Source organism: Streptomyces sp. NPDC050636 (assembly GCF_040654775.1).
Lineage (GTDB): Bacteria > Actinomycetota > Actinomycetes > Streptomycetales > Streptomycetaceae > Streptomyces.
In genome coordinates, this window is sequence record NZ_JBFAIP010000001.1 from 144425 (window position 1) to 160625 (window position 16201).

Consider the following 16201-nt stretch of genomic DNA (forward strand, 5'->3'; position numbering starts at 1 on the left):
CTTACCTGAAGGTGAGTGTCAGGGGTGCTGGCAGGCCTGGGTGCCGGAGTCGCGCGGGGATAGGGCGTGCGTGGCCGCGGGCTCTGTCCGCCCCCGCGGCCACCCCGACCGCCGTGTCAGGCGGCGACCGTCACCTTCGCTCCATCGGCGCCGGCCTCCGTCGCCGCCCGCTGCGCCTGGGAAGACCCGTCCGAAGACCCGGGGGACTTACGGAGCCCCTTGAGAAGGACCACCAGAGCCGTGCTGACGCCCGTACCAGCGGCGACTGCGAGCAGGTAGAGCAGCGGCTGGCCGATCAGCGGGACGACGAAGATGCCGCCGTGCGGGGCGCGGAGCGTGCAGCCGAAGGCCATCGACAGCGCTCCGGTGACCGCGCCGCCGGCCATCGCGGACGGGATGACGCGCAGCGGGTCGGCGGCGGCGAACGGGATGGCGCCCTCGGTGATGAAGGAGGCGCCGAGCACCCACGCCGCCTTGCCGTTCTCCCGCTCCGCCTTGGTGAAGAGCCGCCCGCGGACGGTCGTGGCCAGGGCCATCGCCAGCGGCGGGACCATACCGGCCGCCATCACCGCGGCCATGACCTTCAGGCTGCCCTCGTTGGGGTTGGCGAGGCCGCCGACCGCGAAGGCGTACGCGACCTTGTTCAGCGGGCCGCCCAGGTCGAAGCACATCATCAGGCCGAGAACCACGCCGAGGATGATCGCGTTGGCGCCGGAGAGGCCGGACAGCCAGTCGGTCAGGGCCTTTTGGAGCGCGGCGATCGGCTTGCCGACCACCAGGAACATCAGGAAGCCGACGATCGCCGAGGAGATCAGCGGGATCACGACGACGGGCATGATGCCGCGCAGGACCGGGGGGATGCCGACCCGCTGGATCGCCATCACCACCGCGCCCGCGAGGAGACCGGCGATCAGGCCGCCGAGGAAGCCCGCGTTGACGGTGAGCGCGATGGCGCCGCCGACGAAGCCCGGGACGAGGCCGGGCCGGTCGGCCATGCCGTACGCGATGAAGCCGGCCAGGATGGGGACGAGGAAGCCGAAGGCGACGCCGCCGACCTGGAAGAACAGGGCCGCCCAGCTCGCGGACTCGGTCCAGATGAAGTGGTCGGCGACGGACGGCGCCTTGTTGATCGCGTAGCCGCCGATGGCGAAGGCGAGGGCGATGAGGAGGCCGCCGGCCGCGACGAACGGCACCATGTAACTCACGCCGGTCATCAGCCACTTGCGCAGGCGGGTGGCGAAGCCGTCGGTGGCGTCGGCGCCCTTGTCCATGGGCACGGTGGCCCGTGGCGGGGCGCCGACGTCGCCGCGCTCGGCCTTCCCTCGCACCTCGGCGATGAGTTCGGCGGGGCGGTTGATGCCCGCCTTCACACCGACGTCGACGGTGGGCTTCCCGGCGAACCGGTCCCTGTCCCGTACCTCGACGTCATGCGCGAGGATCACGCCGTCCGCGTCCGCGATGAGCTGCGGGTCCAGCCGCTTGAAGCCGGCCGAGCCCTGCGTCTCGACGATCAGCTCGACACCGGCGGCCTTGCCTGCCTTTTCCAGCGACTCGGCGGCCATGTAGGTGTGCGCGATGCCGGTGGGGCAAGAGGTGACGGCGACTATGCGGAAGGGGGGTGGGGTGGGGGCGGGTTCGGGGGCCGCTACCCGGTCCGGGTCCGGCTTGGGCTCGGGCTCGGGCTCGGGTGCTATGGAGGCAGCGGTCTCGGGCCGGGCGTCTGACTGGGCCTCCCCCGCTACGCCTGCCTCCCCTGCTACGTCCGCCTCTCCCGCCACGTCCGCCTCCGCGTCCGCCTCCGGCTCGTCGCCGCGGATGAGGGCGGCGGCCCGCGTCGGCTCGGTCGCGGACCGCAGCGCGCCGGTGAAGCTTTCGTCCATCAGGTGGCGAGCGAGGGTCGAGAGGATCGACAGGTGGTCCGCGTCGCCGCCCGCCGGCGCCGCGATCAGGAAGATCAGGTCGGCCGGGCCGTCCGGCGCGCCGAAGTCGATGCCGGAGGCGCTGCGCCCGAAGGCCAGCGTCGGCTCCGTGACGTGCTCGCTGCGGCAGTGCGGGATGCCGATGCCGCCGTCCAGGCCGGTCGGCATCTGGGCCTCGCGCGCAGCCACATCCGCGAGGAAGCCCTCCCGGTCGGTGACGCGACCGGACGCGACCATCCGCTCGGCCAGCGATCGGGCGGCGGCGTCCTTCGTTTCTGCGGACAGGTCGAGGTCGACCAGTTCCACGGTGATCAGCTCACTCATCGCGGGCTCCCTTGCTCGCGTTACCGCCGTTGGGGGCGGTGGGGACGGGACGGGGGGTGGCTGGGACGCCTCGCCGCGTTACCTCGGGGAGGGGTCGGGTGGGACGGGCTGGGCTGTTAACAGGGCGCGCGACACGGGGAGGCGCCCAGACGTCCTGGACTCAGCAAGCGCCCCTCGATGTCCGGGCTCCGCGAACACCCCTCGGCGTCCGGGCTGACCGGGCTGACCGAGTTCTCCAGTCCGGCCGGTCACACCGATGCCGGTCCCACCGGTCCGGCCGGTCCCGCCGATCCCACCGATATCCAGCCACCCGCCCGTCATGACACCGGCTCCGTCAGCGGACGGTCGAACGGCACATCGTCAGTAGTCACGACCGCCGCCGGCACCAGGTCCGCCGGCGTCGGCATCAGGCTTCCGGGGAGCTGGACGGCGGCCGCGCCGTGCGCCACCGCGGCGGCCAGGGCTCGTACGCCCGTGCCGCCCGCCGCGAGGAAGCCGGCGAGCGAGGCGTCGCCCGCGCCGACATTGCTGCGTACGGCCGCGACAGGGGCGCTGCCGAAGTGCGCGCCGTCCACGTCGACCAGCAGCTGGCCATCGGCGCCCAGGGAAGCCAGTACGGCGCGGGCGCCCCAGGCCCGTAGTTCCTCGGCGGCCTTGACCGCATCACCGACGGTCGAGAGCGGGCGGCCGACGGCCTGCCCGAGTTCCTCGGCGTTCGGCTTGACGACATCCGGGCGTTCGCGCAGGGCCGCGGCCAGCGACGGTCCTGAGGTGTCCAGCGCGACCCGGGCCCCGGCATGGTGCGCCCGGGCGACCAGCTCGGCGTACCACTCGGGTGCCAGCCCGCGCGGCAGGCTGCCGCAGCAGGCGATCCAGCCGGCGCCCGCCGAACGCTCGCCGACCGTCGCCAGCAGCGCCTCCGACTCATCGGCGGTCAGCTCGGGGCCGGTCGCGTTGATCTTCGTGAGGGTGCCGTCGGGTTCGGCGACCGCGATGTTGGAACGGGTCTGACCGGCCACCGGCACGCCCGCCACCTCGATGCCCTCGGCGCCCAGCAGCCCGGCCAGCGCGGCGCCCGCGGGACCGCCCAGCGGCAGTACCGCGAGGGTGCGGTGCCCGGCCGCGGCGACCGCCCGCGACACATTGACGCCCTTGCCGCCCGGGTCGATCCGGTCGGCGGTGGCCCGGAGCACGGCGCCACGGTCCAGCGCCGGTATCTCGTACGTACGGTCCAGGCTGGGGTTGGGCGTGACGGTGAGGATCATGCGCGCACTACTTCCGTGCCCGCGCGCTCGATGGCGAGGGCGTCGTCGGGGCTCAGCCCGGTGTCGGTGATGAGCAGGTCCACGTCCGACAGCTCGCCGAAACGGGCGAAGTGCTGCTGCCCGAACTTGGCGGAGTCGGCGAGGAGGACGACCCGGCGGGCGGCACGGATCAGCGCCCGCTTGACGGCGGCCTCCGCGAGGTCGGGGGTGGTCAGGCCGCCGTCGAGGGAGAAGCCGTTGGTCGCGAGGAACACCACATCTGCGTTGACCTCGCGGTAGGCGCGCAGCGCCCAGTCGTCGACCGCGGCCCGCGTACGGTGCCGGATGCGGCCGCCCACGAGGTGCAGGGTGAGCCCGGGGTGGTCGGCCAGCCGCGCGGCGACCGGCAGGCCGTGCGTGACGACGGTCAGCTCGGCCTCCAGCGGGAGCTCGGCGGCGAGCCGGGCGACGGTCGTGCCGGCGTCCAGGATCACGCTGCCGGGTTCGCCGCCGGGGAGTTCGGCGAGCGCGGCCCGCGCAATGCGCTGCTTCTCGTCGGCGGCGACGACGTCCCGCTCGGCGAGGTCCGGCTCGAAGTCCAGCCGGCCGGCCGGGATGGCGCCACCGTGCACCCTCCGCACCAGGCCGGCCCGGTCCAGGGCCTTCAGATCGCGCCGTACGGTCTCGGCGGTGACCTGGAACTCCTCCGCGAGGGAGAGCACATCCACCCGCCCGCCCTCGCGGGCGAGCCGCAGGATCTCCTGCTGGCGCTCCGGTGCATACATCAGCGTTTGTGTCCGTTTCCATGCCCGAACCTGTGGTTTCGGCGCGATGCTACGCCGGGATTTCTATGAAGTAAACACAAGCGGGCGATCATCAGACTCAAACGGACATCGGAAGCCGTGCGGACGGAGGGCGTCGACGGAGAAAGCGGACACGGCGGATACAGCGGACACAAAGGAACCCCGACGCCAGCGGGATGGCATCGGGGCTCGGTATATCGGTGTAGCGGTACAGGGGGATGTGGGCACGGAGGCGGAGGTGGGGGCAGGGCGTACCCGCCCATGCCGACCCGGGGCCGCGCGGCCCCGGTCGAGCGCCACGCATCACGCGCAACGCACTACGCGTCACGCACTACGCGTCACGCGTCACGCGTCACGCCGCCGCATCGAACCCCGTGTCACGCGCCATCCGCTTCAGCTCCAGCAGTGCGTGCTTCTCGATCTGGCGGATCCGCTCGCGGGTCAGGCCGTGCTGCTTGCCGACCTCGGTCAGCGTGCGCTCGCGGCCGTCCTCGATGCCGTACCGCGCCTTGATGATCGAGGCGGTCCGGTGGTCGAGACGATCGATCAGATCCTCCAGCTCCTCGCTGCGCAGCAGCGACAGCACCGACTGCTCGGGCGAGGCCGCGGAGGTGTCCTCCAGCAGATCGCCGAACTGGGTGTCGCCGTCGTCGTCCACCGACATGTTCAGGCTGACCGGGTCGCGTGCCCAGTCCAGGACGTCGGTGACCCGCGCGGGTGTGGAGCCCAGCTCGCCGGCCACCTCGGCCGGCTCCGGGTCACGGCCGTTCTCACGGTTGAACTCGCGCTGCACCCGGCGAATACGGCCCAGCTCCTCCACGAGGTGCACGGGCAGCCGGATCGTGCGCGACTGGTCGGCGATGGAACGCGTGATGGCCTGGCGGATCCACCACGTCGCATACGTCGAGAACTTGAAGCCCTTGGCGTAGTCGAACTTCTCCACGGCACGCACCAGACCGGCGTTGCCCTCCTGGATCAGATCCAGCAGGGGCAGACCGGCGCGCGGGTAGCGGCGGGCGACCGCGACCACCAGCCGCAGGTTGGAACGGATGAAGATGTCCTTCGCCTTGGCGCTCTCGGCGGTCAGTGCCTCAAGCTCCTCGCGGCTGGCACCTGCGGCATTGCCGTCGGTGACCTCGCCGTCCAGGATCTGCTGGGCGTAGACGCCCGCTTCGATGGTCTGGGACAGCTCCACCTCCCTGGCGGCGTCGAGCAGGGGTGTGCGCGCGATCTCGTCGAGGTACATGCCGACCAGGTCGCGGTCGGCGATCTCCCCGCCTACGGCGCGAACTCTGCTGGCCCCGTCAGAACCGCTGCTGCTGGCCTGACGACGGGCGACGGCACGGGTTGCCATGCGTGTGCTCCCTTTGCGATGAGTCGGTCGCGGGACGATGGAGCGGGCTGATGTGGTCCACCGAATGCCGATGATTGACCCAGCGGCCCGTCCGAAGGAAACAACGGCTGGAATCCGGACAGAATTCCCATGCCGCGTCCCTATTTTTGTGATCATGCAGTACCCTGCCCCCTCACGAGGGAGGTCACATGCCGCTTGAGCGCGGAGAAGTGCTGGTCAGAGCAGGCGTCGAGGCGGACCTCCCGGCCCTCACGGAGCTTTACAACCACTACATCCGTGAGACGTCCATCACATTCGACAGGGAGCCCTACACCCCCGAGCAGCGCCGCCCGTGGTTGCTCTCCCACCCAGAAGACGGCCCACACCGCCTTCTGGTTGCGCGCGAGACGACGGCGGGGGCGGGCGCGGCCGATAACGCCGCCTTGGACGACACCTCCTTGCTCGGCTACGCGACCAGCAGCGCGTTCCGCCCGAAGGGCGCCTACGCCACCTCCGTCGAGGTCACCGTCTACTGCGCCCCGCACGCCGGCGGTCGCGGTGTCGGCACGCTGCTCTACGAGGCCCTCTTCGAGGCGCTGGCCAAGGAGGACGTGCACCGCGCCTACGCGGGGATCACCCAGCCGAACGGCGGGGGCACCTCCCTGCTCCTTAAGAGCTTGGGGGACTCCGGCCGTCTGCACGCCCGCTTCGGCTTCCGGCACATCGGCACCTTCACAGAGGTGGGCCGCAAGTTCGGCCGCTACTGGGACGTCGCCTGGCACCAGAAGGACCTGACCCGCGACTGACGCCGGGGGGCGGGCGGTCCGGCCCGCCGGGGGCCGGACCAGACCGGGCCGAGCCAGACCGGGCCGAGCCGGGCCTCCCGGACGGCGTGCCCGACTCCGTTGCCCGCTGATCCAGTTGACGGGGGCGGTGGCCGGGTGTCGCCTGTACGTGAGGGTCAAGCGAGAGGAGCCCGTCATGGACAACCACGCTCAGGAGCGCGATGCGATGGCCTCCCGTTCACACGGCGCCATCGAGCCGGAACACGGTGCGACGAGCGGCGAACCACCGGCGGAGTCCCGGCCTGGGGTGGCGCGTCGCGTCCCGGCGAAGGTGGCGCTGCCCGTCATCGCGGCGCTCGGCTTCGGCTGCTACACGCTCTGGATCGACCACACCGGCGGCGCCAAGGGTGCCCAGGCCGCACTCCTCGGCCTGATCGCGGCGGTGGTCTCCGGAGCGCTGGGTCTGCTGCTGGTGCATTACCAGTCCACCATGCTCACCGAGGTCCGGGCGTTGGCATACGGCGCGCTCTTCGGCACCTCGATGGGCTGGCTCTACAACCTCAGCGGACCGTCCGTCCTCAAGTCGACGGTCTGGGGCCTGGTCATGGGCGGCATCATGTTCGCCGTCTCCCTCTACGTCTTCCGTGCCAAGCGCGTCCAGGAACCGCACGGCCTGCACCGCCCCCGCACAACCCACCGGCCGCACGGGGCGCACTGATCGCAGGGGCGCACCGACCGTTCCATCCGCCCCTTGACCTCAACCGCAATTGAGGTCCTACCGTCACCAACATGGCTTCCACATCGCCCCCCACGTCCGCGTCCGCAGGCTCATCCGCATCGACGTCGAAGGCCTTCACGCCGAAGGTCTTCACGCCAAAGGAACGCGCCTATCTCGCCGGTCAGCCGCTGGCCCGGCTGGCGACCACCGGGCCGGACGGTGGGCCGCAGGTGCGCCCGGTCGGCTTTGTGCTGAACGACGACGACACGATCGACATCGGCGGGCCCGCACTGAGCCGCAGTCAGAAGTACCGCAACGCCCAGGCCCGTCCCGAAGTCTCCCTGCTCATCGACGACATGGCACCGGCCGACGACCCCATCGCGGCCGGTTGGGGACGCGGTGTGGAGATCCGCGGCCACGCCGAACTCCTGACCCTCGACGCGCCTCCCATGGCACCCGAGTTCTTCAGCAACGACGTGATCCGCGTCCACCCGCGCCGCATCATCAGCTGGCACCTCGAACCGGACGACGGCCGCGCCCAGGCCCGCAACGTCAGCTGACCCCTGCCCCGCCGCTCACCGCACCTCCGGCGGTGAATCGTCGCTCTTCCGCCGGACGGTGCGCACCGGTCCGCCCGGCCGCCAGCTCTCCAACACGATGTACGGGTCCTCGATGGACGTCCGCACCATCTCCGTCAGCTCCGCGCGGAACAGGTGGAACGGCTCCGGGGGTTTCACGTCCGCCACGTAGCGCGCGACCACCTCAGGGTCGGTCACCTCGACCGCCAGTCCGGACACCCGTACATCGCCGCCTGCCATGTCGGTGTCCGGCCCGGGGTTGGCGTGCAGCGCGAACCGCGGGTCGCGCCGCAGGTCCAGCGCCTTGCGCGAGCCCGTCATCATGCCCAGCCACAGCTCTCCGTGGCGGAAGTCCGCCTCCAACCCGGACAGCCGGGGCGCACCGTCCTTGCGGAGGGTCGCGAGGACGTGGTGCTTGAACGCCCCGAAGCGCTCCCGCACCCGCCCGGCGAACTCCGGCACCGCCGCCTCGACCGCGGACCAGCGGACGCCCGTGTCTGTCCGGTCTGTGTTCTCACTCGTCATGCGCTCACCCTCCCCTCAATACCTGACACCAACTGTCCGGTTTCCTCTCCGGTTTTCCGTCCGCTCTCCCGCATCCCACCTCCCGCTCTCCCTCACCCCGCCAACGGCGGTCTCACGCCGACGGTCCGAGATCCGCCGCGTTCCACCGCTCGGGCCTCAGTCGTACGGCGATCAGCTCCTCGCCTCGCGCGAGCGCGTCGGCCGCGTACTGCGACACCTTCTCGGCGGGCAGATAGCGGCTCGCCACCTCCCTGACCAGCTCCGATGTCACCTCGGCGAACGTGGCCTGACCCTCGACGGCGGCATAGCGGTAAGTCGGTGACGTGCTCTGCACCGTCAGGGTGAAGCGGCCCATCCGCTCGATCAGTCGGGCCTTGCGCGACGTACGGCCCGTGAAGAGCACGACATCACCACCCGGGCGGTAGGCGTACCAAACGGGCGCGGTCACCGGCCCCCGTTCGCTCCCCGCCGCGACGGACATCACGGCGACCAGCGGCTCCGCGAGAAACCGCTCGCGCTCTTCCACGGACAGCGCCATCGCACACTCCTCGTGAGGTCGTGAGGTCGTGAGGTCGTGAGGTCGTGAGGTCGTGAGGTCGTGAGGTCGTGAGGTCGTGAGGTCATCACCCACGCTCACACAAGGCGCCCCGCACCGCCCGCGAAGATCCCTATTCGGGTGCCCGCCCCGGCCGCCGTCCTCCGCACTCCCGACCCCTGCTCGGTCACCCCCGCCCAGCCCCCTCCCCCGTCACCTCTCCGGCCGACTCCGGACACCCGGTCCGGATCCACCGCCCCAGCCGCCCGGCCGACGCCGCCAACCGCCCCGCTCCCATCGCCCCGCCCCTCCAACTCCCCCGTTCCGACCCACGACTTCAGCGTCTCACCCACCACTGACAATGCCGCCCGCACCGCTCCCACCTGCAGCCTTACGACCAGCGGTGTAGGGCCGCAGCCCGTTACGGCCCGCCGCCCGCCGTCCTAGCCTTCGACCATGGACACGACGAACGGCACACTCGACGAAGCCCTGGAGCGCCTGCACACCACCGGCCCCGAATTCCACGGCTTCCTGAGCAATCACGGCCCGATGGCCGTCGAGGCCCTGGTCCGGCGCGGCCAGGCCCGCACCGTCCACGGATGGGTCGACCGTTACGTCACCAAACTGGAGGACGTACCGAGCCCGCAATCCCCCGTCACCGACGCCAACTGGCAGCAGGCACTGGGCGATCCCCGCCGCGTCACCGACTGGACCACCTATATGAGGAACCAGGTCGCGGAACGCCCCTGGCGCGAGGTACTGGCCGAGTGGTGGCCGCGCCTGCTGCCCGGCATCGCGGGCGCCGCGACCCACCCCGTCATCCGCGTCGGCCACGCCGTACGCACCCTCCTGGAGGAGGGCGAAGAGGAGCCGCGTATCGCCGAGTTGGCGCACGCACTCGGCTATTGGGCGGCCCGCCACACCACCTTGCCGGTGACCGTCCGGCCCACCGGCACCGCCTCCCCCGCCGATGCGCTGGCCGCCCTCCCACACGTCACCAACCAGCGCGTCGGCGTCCTGGAGGGCGTGGCCCAGCTCTCCCGTACGGAGGGCTGGCTGGCGGCCGCCGAGGCCGTGAACACCCCCGAAGCCCCGGACGCCGCCCGTGTTCAGCTGGCCGCGCTCGTACGGGCCGCCACCCACCGCTATCTCGACTACGGCCACGGCGACGCGGTGCTGCTCGTCCATGCCGCCACCGCCCCGAACGCCGTACTGCGCACCCTGCCGGCGCTCCCGCCAGAACTGTGGGCGGCCTCCCTCGGCGCGGCCTGGGCGGCGAGCGCCGCGATCACCTCCGTCTACACACCGGACGAGCCGCTGCCGCCGCTGCGGGCCGGGAAGCTCACGCCCGAGGAGGTCTTCGCGCAGGCCACGGAGCACGGCGACGAGCATGCGATCAAGTTCACCGACACGGCGCTGGACATCGACTCCTGGACCCCGGACGGCGACGACCGCGCCCTGGCCGCCGCCCTCCGCTCCCAGGAGCTGATCCGTCGGGTGGAGTGAGGTCCAACCCGGGGGACAGCGTGCGGCCGACCCTGTCAGCCCCGCAGGCCGGGCGGCCCGCCGTCAACCTTGCCGGCCGGACGGCTCCCGCCCTCACCCGAACTGCACCGACCGCTTCGCCGGCCCCATCCAGAACCCGTCGATCACACTCCGCCCGCTGTCCAACCGCCCATGGGCGTCCGCGGCCCCCAGGGTCACGAACAGCGGCGCGAAATGCTCGGTACGCGGATGCGCCAGCCGCCCGGGCGGTACCGGCTGAGGTGGAGCCCGTAGGGCCGCCCTACTAACCGTCGAGCTAACCGTCGAGCAGGAAGCGATAGACGGTCGACCGCCTGACTCGGAAGCCGAGACGCTCATAGAACCGGTTCGCTGCCGCACGATCCGGCCGGGAGGTGAGATCCACTGTCCGGGCACCCGCCTCCCGGGCGATCCGCAAGGCCTCCTCGGTGAGGAGGCCAGCGACTCCATGGCCTCGCGCCCCACTGTCAACGACCACGTCTTCGATACGGGCTCGCAATCCGGACGGCAAGGGCAGCAGCACCAGAGTCAGGGTCCCGACGATCGCCTCAGACGTCCGGGCGACGAGCACCTTGTTGGCGTCACACGTCACCATCCGGTCGACCGCTTCGTAGTCGAGCGGCTTCGCCGTCGAGGACAGCTGCGGCAACAGCCGGCCGAAGGCGTCGACGAGTTCCTGGCTCGCTTCCCGGATGATGTCTACGCAGACGTCCATTCCGTGAGCCTATCCGTCACCCAGGCACGACGACGGTGAGATGGCGCCCATGTCGACTGAGATGAACACCAGCTGAGTGTTCTTCGACATCGAAGATAGTCGTGTGCAGCGCGCTGATGTGGGGCGACTGGGTTGGATGTCAATGGGTGCGACTCGTCTCGAATGAGCTTGTCAGAACCTGGTCCGGCTGGGCTTACGTCGCCTTCGTCCTGGACGTGTTCTCCCGCATGATCGTCGGACATGACGCCGTTCTTGTGGGTGAGGCAGTCGGCGCGCCTGCCAATTGCCCCTACCCACTCATTTCGTTCTCAGCTTGCGGCTTCCGGCTCGGTTCTTCGCGATGTTTCGTGTCTTCCTGGTGTTGGCTGACTCGGCGACCAGGGCGAGTACCGCAAGCGACGTCGAATGCTCGGCGAGGAAGCGCTGCATCCAGTCCGTGGCCTTCGCCAACTCGGCCGGTGTCGGCATGTGACCGTCCTCGATGGACAGGTAGAACAGCCAGTCGTGGATGCGGCGGCGGATGAACTCGCGGTACGCCTCCGTCTTGAGCTGGTCGATCTCTGGCAGTAGTTCGGCCGACCACTGCCGGAACTCGGCAGGACCGGTCACCTTCCACGCGATCCCGTCCACGAGGGCGACCACCGCCGTCTTGGACCCCATCTCGTCGGGGTCGCGCAGGATCGTGGCCACGATCGCGCGGTCTCGGTCGCGGCTCCGCGAGGAAGCGATCACCGAGACGACGCGTTGGTACGCGGACGATCGCACGTGCTCGTGATCGTGCTCGTCCGCGACGGCATCGTCGACGTCCACGTCGAGGATGCCGGCCTCCGCCAGCAACTCGGTCACATCGGAATGCAATGTCATCGCTTCATCTCTTCTCGCAGGGCCGGACTCCACATCGCGGGCACCTTCCTCTGGTCCGCACGCTGATCCAAACGAAACGGCCTAGCTAGGTGCTGTCTCGTGAGGTTGGTGCTGCTGGACGGAACTGGTGGTGCTGGTCGGCAGAGCCTGCTGATAGAGCGCCACCAACACACCGTGCACGGGCTGGTCCTCTGCGTTTTCCTCGGCCTCGTCGACCAGTTTGGCGAGGGCCTCGCCGAGTTCTCTTGCCTTCGCAGGGCTGAGACGCAGGTGGCGCAGTGTCAGGTGGGTCTCGGCGGGAGAGCGGTCCAGCTCCTGGGCGACCGCGGCGAGCATCGCGGCGGTGCCTGCCGCTTGGGGTTCGGCGACGACCATGTGGCGGGCCGTGCGCTGGTAGTACTGCTCGGTGCCGCCGCGGACCTGGCGGGTCTCGGCGACGTGGACCAGCCCAGCTTCGCGGAGCACTTTGAGGTGGTGGGCCACGTTGCCCTTTTTCGCGTCGAGCTGCGCCGCAAGCTGGCTGATGGTGGCAGGCCGTTGGCCCAGGGCGAACAGCAACCGCTGACGCAACGGGTGAGAGAGCGCCGCGAACTGCTCAGGCGCACCGATCTCCAGGACGTCCTCGGGCGGCGGCAGGTAGGAAGGCTGATCGCGCATACCGAAAGTGTCTAAACTCTTTGACGCTTTCGCAAGGGCAGTGCTCTACTCCCTGCCATGACGACTCTGACGAAGCTTCCGCCCACCCCTGTCATCGACGAGACAACCCGGCTACTGACCGAGCACTACGTCTTCCCCGAGATAGCCGAGCAGCTCGCCGGCCTGCTGCAACGACGCCTCGCCGAGGGGGCCTATGACGTCGACGACGTCGAGGAGCTCGCCCGTCTGGTCACCGCGGACCTGCAGTCCGTCAACGGCGACCGACACCTGAGACTGAAGCACCACGCCGACCCGGTCTCCCCGAAGCAGGGGGCGGCCACCCGGGACGCCATGCGCCGGGACTTCGACACCTCGCTGGGCGGTGCGCCCCGGGTGGAGTTGCTCGGCGGAGGGGTCGCCGTGGTGGAGCTGGCACCGATGCTGTTTCCGCTGGAGTGGGCCGCCGAACCGCTCAGCGCCGCGCTCACCCTGGCCTCCCGCGCCCAGGCGCTGATCGTGGACCTTCGCGCCAACCGGGGCGGCGACCCGGACACGGTCGCCTTCGTCTGCAGCTACCTACTCGACGAGCGCACCCACCTCAACACCATGCACTGGCACGGCGGCGAGCGCAGCGAGCAGTCCTGGAGCCTGCCGCACGTTCCCGGCGCGCGCTTCGGTGGCAGCAAGCCGTTGTATGTGCTCGCCAGCGACAGCACCTTCTCTGCCGCTGAGGAACTGGCGTACGACCTCCAGCAGCTCGGCCGCGCCGTAGTCGTCGGCGAGCCCACCCGCGGCGGCGCGCACCCGTGCCAAGGCTGGACCGTGCACCCACACCTGGAAGTCACCGTCCCCGTCGGCCGCGCCATCAACCCCGTCTCCAGCACGAACTGGGAGGGCACCGGCGTACAACCGGACATCCCTTGCGCCGCTGCCGACTCCCTCGACCACGCGCACACGCTGGCCCTCGCCCGACTGGCAAGGTGACCCAGTCCAGCTCACCGACAGCACTGCACGCATTGCCTCCCCTATCCACTTCGGCGGCTGACTTCGGCGGCGGAGGCCCCAGTCTCCGCCGGCCCCTGGTTTGGTCGGCATCACGGACATGGCAACTCCACAGCGTCAGACCCGGCGCGCAGCCGATCAACCGCGAACCCGGACGGCGAACAGCGACCGGCGCGGCAACAGCACCGAACACCGGACACCGGACACCGGACATCCAGCACTGCTTGAACTTTCAAGTAGACTCTTGACCATAGCCCGGCTTTGTTAAATCTTCAAGAACACGCCGAGCGGTGAGAGAGTGGATGGCATGAGCAACGAACCCGCAGCCGAGCCGCGCTGGCTCACCGACGAGGAGCAATACGCCTGGCAGTGCTACCTCCACGCCACCACGCTCCTGGAGGACCATCTGGACCGCCAGCTACAGCGCGACGCCGGGATGCCGCATATCTACTACGGCCTGCTCGTCCAGCTCTCCCGTGCGCCGCGGCGCCGGATGCGGATGACCGAGCTGGCCCAGAACGTCAAGATCACCCGCTCCCGGCTCTCGCACGCCGTCGCCCGCCTGGAGAAGAACGGCTGGGTACGCCGCGAGGACTGCCCGTCCGACAAGCGGGGCCAGAACGCGTTCCTCACGGACGAGGGAATGCGCATCCTGGAGAAGGCGGCCCCCGGGCACGTCGCCGCCGTCCGCGGCGCGATCTTCGACCGTCTCTCCCCCGAGCAGGTCGGCCAACTGGCCGAGATCTGCCGGGTGATGGCCGATGGACTACAGCCGAACGGCGCCGACCTCCCCTGGCTCCGCTGACGAGTCAACGGAGGCAGACGAGGGCGACGCCGTTCGGGTGCTTTTCCGAGGAGAGCGGAGGGGGAAGGACCCCGCACTCCCTCCCCTCACACTGTTCTCAGTACGCCATGACCGGATCAGTACGCCATGGCTGGATCAGTACGCCATGGCTGGATCAATGCCCCGTGACCGGGTCAGTGCGCCGTGACCGGATCAGTGCGCCATGACCGGAACCGGAACCTCGTCCCCCGCAGCCGCGTCCTTGGCGTCGCCGTCACCGGAGGACGCGGCAGGCGAACCGCCGCCCTCATGCCCGGTGTTGACGAGGACGAAGGCGATCGCGGCCGCCAGGACCAGGATGCCGACCGCCCACCAGATGGCGGTGCTGTAGCCGTGCACCATCGACTGGAGCTTGAGCAGATCCCGCGAGGGCGCGCCGGCTGCATGCGAGGCGGCGTACGCGCTGGTGGCGCTGGCCGCGATGGTGTTCAGCAGAGCCGTACCGATCGCGCCACCCACCTGCTGCGAGGTGTTGACCATCGCGGAGGCGACACCGGCGTCGCGCGGCTGGACACCGTGCGTCGCCAGCGACATGGCCGGCATGAACGCGGTACCCATGCCAAGGCCCAGCAGCAGGAACGCGGGCAGGATCAGCGCCGGGTACGACGTGTCCAGGTCGATCTGGGTCAGGGCCAGCATGCCGAGCGCGGCGACCACGAAGCCGGGCGCCATCAGGAGCCGCGGCCGGACACGGGTCATCAGGCGGGCGCCGATCTGCGTCGAGCCGGTGATCATGCCCACGATCATCGGGAGGAAGGCCAGACCGGTGACGACCGGGGTGTAGCCCTTCACGACCTGCAGGTAGTAGGTCAGGAACAGGAAGAGGCCGAACATACCGATGATCGCCAGGCCGAGCGACGCGTAGACACCGGCACGGTTCCGCTCGGAGACCACGCGCAGCGGCAGCAGCGGGGCCTTCACCTTGGACTCGACCACTACGAACGCCAGCAGCAGAACCGCAGACGCAACGAACAGCGCGACGGTCGGGCCGGCCAGCCAGCCATCGGACTCGGCGCGGGTGAACCCGTACACCAGCGACACCAGGCCGAGCGTGGCCAGGATGACGCCGGGGACGTCCAGGCGGGAGGGGTTACGGCTCTCCGAGGGCTCACGGATGACCAGGACGGCGCCGGTCGCGGCGACCACGGCGAACGGGATGTTGACGAAGAAGGTCCAGCGCCAGTCCATGTACTCGGTGAGCACACCGCCGAGGATCAGCCCCACTGCGCCACCACCACCGGCGATCGCACCGAAGATGCCGAACGCCTTGGCGCGCTCCCTGGCCTCGGTGAACGTCACCGCGAGCAGCGACAGCGCGGCCGGCGCCAGCAGCGCACCGAAGAGGCCCTGCAGCGCACGCGCGCCCAGCAGCATCCCCTCGTTCACGGCGGCCCCGCCGAGCGCGGAGGCGGCCGCGAAACCGACGAGTCCGATGATGAAGGTCCGCTTGCGTCCCCAGAGGTCGGCGACGCGTCCGCCGAAGAGCAGCAGACCGCCGAAGGCCAGGGCGTAGGCAGTGATGACCCACTGTCTGTTGGCATCGGAGATACCGAGATCCGCCTGGGCGGACGGCAGCGCGATGTTCACGATCGTCGCGTCGAGAACGACCATCAGCTGCGCGAGGGCGATGAATATCAGCGCTTTCCAGCGCCGGGGATCGACGTGTGTGGCGGTTTCAGGCATGGAGCGGTCCACCTAGCGGTGCAGTGAGCGAATAACGGGACGTGTAAGCCGAAAGATCTGGTTATTGCAGGTGTTTCGGGTGTTGCAACTGATTTTTCGCCTTGCAACTGATCTTTACGTTGCGGGTGTTGCACGCACGGGAAGAGCTGGGACTGCTGTGCGTGCTGCG

16 protein-coding genes and 1 pseudogene are annotated in these 16201 nt (G+C 70.1%); 6 read left to right on the forward strand and 11 right to left on the reverse strand.

The annotated features are described in order from the left end of the window. Nucleotides 1-116: 116 nt before the first annotated feature. The 4 genes from AB0I10_RS00720 to AB0I10_RS00735 all read right to left on the reverse strand — a co-directional run bounded on the left by AB0I10_RS00720 (nucleotide 117) and on the right by AB0I10_RS00735 (nucleotide 5644). Nucleotides 117-2243: a fructose-specific PTS transporter subunit EIIC gene (locus AB0I10_RS00720; protein ID WP_363150093.1), complete on the reverse strand. Its 2127-nt coding sequence runs from the start codon at nucleotides 2241-2243 to the stop codon at nucleotides 117-119. 317 nt (nucleotides 2244-2560) lie between these two features. Further along, complete coding sequence (gene pfkB / locus AB0I10_RS00725) at nucleotides 2561-3508, reverse strand: 1-phosphofructokinase (protein ID WP_363150094.1); 948 nt, start codon at nucleotides 3506-3508, stop codon at nucleotides 2561-2563. Next, nucleotides 3505-4272 carry a DeoR/GlpR family DNA-binding transcription regulator gene (locus AB0I10_RS00730; protein ID WP_363150095.1) on the reverse strand — a complete coding sequence of 256 codons (768 nt, stop codon included), beginning with the start codon at nucleotides 4270-4272 and terminating at the stop codon, nucleotides 3505-3507. Before AB0I10_RS00730 ends, pfkB begins: the two co-directional genes overlap by 4 nt. A 370-nt stretch (nucleotides 4273-4642) precedes the next feature. Next, nucleotides 4643-5644, reverse strand: coding sequence for a sigma-70 family RNA polymerase sigma factor (locus AB0I10_RS00735; RefSeq protein ID WP_363150096.1), 1002 nt, complete (start codon nucleotides 5642-5644; stop codon nucleotides 4643-4645). Nucleotides 5645-5832: 188 nt separating this feature from the next. Between AB0I10_RS00735 and AB0I10_RS00740 the strand changes: the two genes are divergently transcribed. The 3 genes from AB0I10_RS00740 (at nucleotide 5833) to AB0I10_RS00750 (ending at nucleotide 7686) form a co-directional block, all read left to right on the forward strand. Further along, nucleotides 5833-6429 (forward strand): N-acetyltransferase family protein, encoded by a 597-nt coding sequence (locus tag AB0I10_RS00740; protein ID WP_363150097.1) that lies wholly within the window; start codon nucleotides 5833-5835, stop codon nucleotides 6427-6429. Between the two features lie 175 nt (nucleotides 6430-6604). Next, entirely contained in the window at nucleotides 6605-7126 is a 522-nt protein-coding gene (locus AB0I10_RS00745) for a hypothetical protein (protein ID WP_363150098.1), read from the forward strand. Between the two features lie 71 nt (nucleotides 7127-7197). Further along, on the forward strand, nucleotides 7198-7686 hold the full coding sequence (locus AB0I10_RS00750; RefSeq protein ID WP_363150099.1) for a PPOX class F420-dependent oxidoreductase: 489 nt from the start codon (nucleotides 7198-7200) through the stop codon (nucleotides 7684-7686). Between the two features lie 15 nt (nucleotides 7687-7701). Here the strand turns inward: AB0I10_RS00750 and AB0I10_RS00755 are convergent, their stop codons facing one another. Both AB0I10_RS00755 and AB0I10_RS00760 read right to left on the reverse strand, forming a co-directional pair. Next, the gene (locus AB0I10_RS00755) at nucleotides 7702-8229 is read right to left on the reverse strand and encodes a pyridoxamine 5'-phosphate oxidase family protein (RefSeq protein ID WP_363150100.1); all 528 of its coding nucleotides are present in this window, start codon (nucleotides 8227-8229) and stop codon (nucleotides 7702-7704) included. Nucleotides 8230-8341: 112 nt separating this feature from the next. Next, the gene (locus tag AB0I10_RS00760) at nucleotides 8342-8767 is read right to left on the reverse strand and encodes a pyridoxamine 5'-phosphate oxidase family protein (protein WP_363150101.1); all 426 of its coding nucleotides are present in this window, start codon (nucleotides 8765-8767) and stop codon (nucleotides 8342-8344) included. A gap of 453 nt (nucleotides 8768-9220) precedes the next feature. Between AB0I10_RS00760 and AB0I10_RS00765 the strand changes: the two genes are divergently transcribed. Then, nucleotides 9221-10270: a questin oxidase family protein gene (locus AB0I10_RS00765; RefSeq protein WP_363150102.1), complete on the forward strand. Its 1050-nt coding sequence runs from the start codon at nucleotides 9221-9223 to the stop codon at nucleotides 10268-10270. Between the two features lie 93 nt (nucleotides 10271-10363). Here the strand turns inward: AB0I10_RS00765 and AB0I10_RS00770 are convergent. The 4 genes and pseudogenes from AB0I10_RS00770 to AB0I10_RS00785 form a co-directional block, all read right to left on the reverse strand. Beyond that, nucleotides 10364-10519 (reverse strand): annotated as a pseudogene (locus tag AB0I10_RS00770) (dioxygenase); the annotation flags it as partial. A 46-nt stretch (nucleotides 10520-10565) separates the two neighbouring features. Next, nucleotides 10566-11003, reverse strand: a complete 438-nt coding sequence (locus tag AB0I10_RS00775; protein ID WP_363150103.1) for a GNAT family N-acetyltransferase — start codon at nucleotides 11001-11003, stop codon at nucleotides 10566-10568. Nucleotides 11004-11300: 297 nt separating this feature from the next. Then, nucleotides 11301-11867 carry a hypothetical protein gene (locus tag AB0I10_RS00780; protein WP_363150104.1) on the reverse strand — a complete coding sequence of 189 codons (567 nt, stop codon included), beginning with the start codon at nucleotides 11865-11867 and terminating at the stop codon, nucleotides 11301-11303. 81 nt (nucleotides 11868-11948) lie between these two features. Next, the gene (locus AB0I10_RS00785) at nucleotides 11949-12524 is read right to left on the reverse strand and encodes a winged helix-turn-helix domain-containing protein (RefSeq protein ID WP_363150105.1); all 576 of its coding nucleotides are present in this window, start codon (nucleotides 12522-12524) and stop codon (nucleotides 11949-11951) included. 57 nt (nucleotides 12525-12581) lie between these two features. Between AB0I10_RS00785 and AB0I10_RS00790 the strand changes: the two genes are divergently transcribed. Together AB0I10_RS00790 and AB0I10_RS00795 are read left to right on the forward strand one after the other, a co-directional pair. Next, a complete protein-coding gene (locus tag AB0I10_RS00790) occupies nucleotides 12582-13487 on the forward strand; it encodes a S41 family peptidase (RefSeq protein WP_363150106.1) in 906 nt (301 codons plus the stop codon). A gap of 325 nt (nucleotides 13488-13812) precedes the next feature. Beyond that, a complete protein-coding gene (locus AB0I10_RS00795) occupies nucleotides 13813-14310 on the forward strand; it encodes a MarR family transcriptional regulator (RefSeq protein ID WP_363150107.1) in 498 nt (165 codons plus the stop codon). Between the two features lie 192 nt (nucleotides 14311-14502). Here AB0I10_RS00795 and AB0I10_RS00800 read toward each other — a convergent pair whose 3' ends face one another. Next, on the reverse strand, nucleotides 14503-16032 hold the full coding sequence (locus AB0I10_RS00800; protein ID WP_363150108.1) for an MFS transporter: 1530 nt from the start codon (nucleotides 16030-16032) through the stop codon (nucleotides 14503-14505). Nucleotides 16033-16201: the final 169 nt, after the last annotated feature.

Coding starts and splice junctions, on each gene's coding strand:
- AB0I10_RS00720 (WP_363150093.1), bottom strand. CDS start 2,243: ATGAGTGAGCTGATCACCGTGGAACTGGTCGACCTCGACCTGTCCGCA.
- pfkB (WP_363150094.1), bottom strand. CDS start 3,508: ATGATCCTCACCGTCACGCCCAACCCCAGCCTGGACCGTACGTACGAG.
- AB0I10_RS00730 (WP_363150095.1), bottom strand. CDS start 4,272: ATGTATGCACCGGAGCGCCAGCAGGAGATCCTGCGGCTCGCCCGCGAG.
- AB0I10_RS00735 (WP_363150096.1), bottom strand. CDS start 5,644: ATGGCAACCCGTGCCGTCGCCCGTCGTCAGGCCAGCAGCAGCGGTTCT.
- AB0I10_RS00740 (WP_363150097.1), top strand. CDS start 5,833: ATGCCGCTTGAGCGCGGAGAAGTGCTGGTCAGAGCAGGCGTCGAGGCG.
- AB0I10_RS00745 (WP_363150098.1), top strand. CDS start 6,605: ATGGACAACCACGCTCAGGAGCGCGATGCGATGGCCTCCCGTTCACAC.
- AB0I10_RS00750 (WP_363150099.1), top strand. CDS start 7,198: ATGGCTTCCACATCGCCCCCCACGTCCGCGTCCGCAGGCTCATCCGCA.
- AB0I10_RS00755 (WP_363150100.1), bottom strand. CDS start 8,229: ATGACGAGTGAGAACACAGACCGGACAGACACGGGCGTCCGCTGGTCC.
- AB0I10_RS00760 (WP_363150101.1), bottom strand. CDS start 8,767: ATGGCGCTGTCCGTGGAAGAGCGCGAGCGGTTTCTCGCGGAGCCGCTG.
- AB0I10_RS00765 (WP_363150102.1), top strand. CDS start 9,221: ATGGACACGACGAACGGCACACTCGACGAAGCCCTGGAGCGCCTGCAC.
- AB0I10_RS00775 (WP_363150103.1), bottom strand. CDS start 11,003: ATGGACGTCTGCGTAGACATCATCCGGGAAGCGAGCCAGGAACTCGTC.
- AB0I10_RS00780 (WP_363150104.1), bottom strand. CDS start 11,867: ATGACATTGCATTCCGATGTGACCGAGTTGCTGGCGGAGGCCGGCATC.
- AB0I10_RS00785 (WP_363150105.1), bottom strand. CDS start 12,524: ATGCGCGATCAGCCTTCCTACCTGCCGCCGCCCGAGGACGTCCTGGAG.
- AB0I10_RS00790 (WP_363150106.1), top strand. CDS start 12,582: ATGACGACTCTGACGAAGCTTCCGCCCACCCCTGTCATCGACGAGACA.
- AB0I10_RS00795 (WP_363150107.1), top strand. CDS start 13,813: ATGAGCAACGAACCCGCAGCCGAGCCGCGCTGGCTCACCGACGAGGAG.
- AB0I10_RS00800 (WP_363150108.1), bottom strand. CDS start 16,032: ATGCCTGAAACCGCCACACACGTCGATCCCCGGCGCTGGAAAGCGCTG.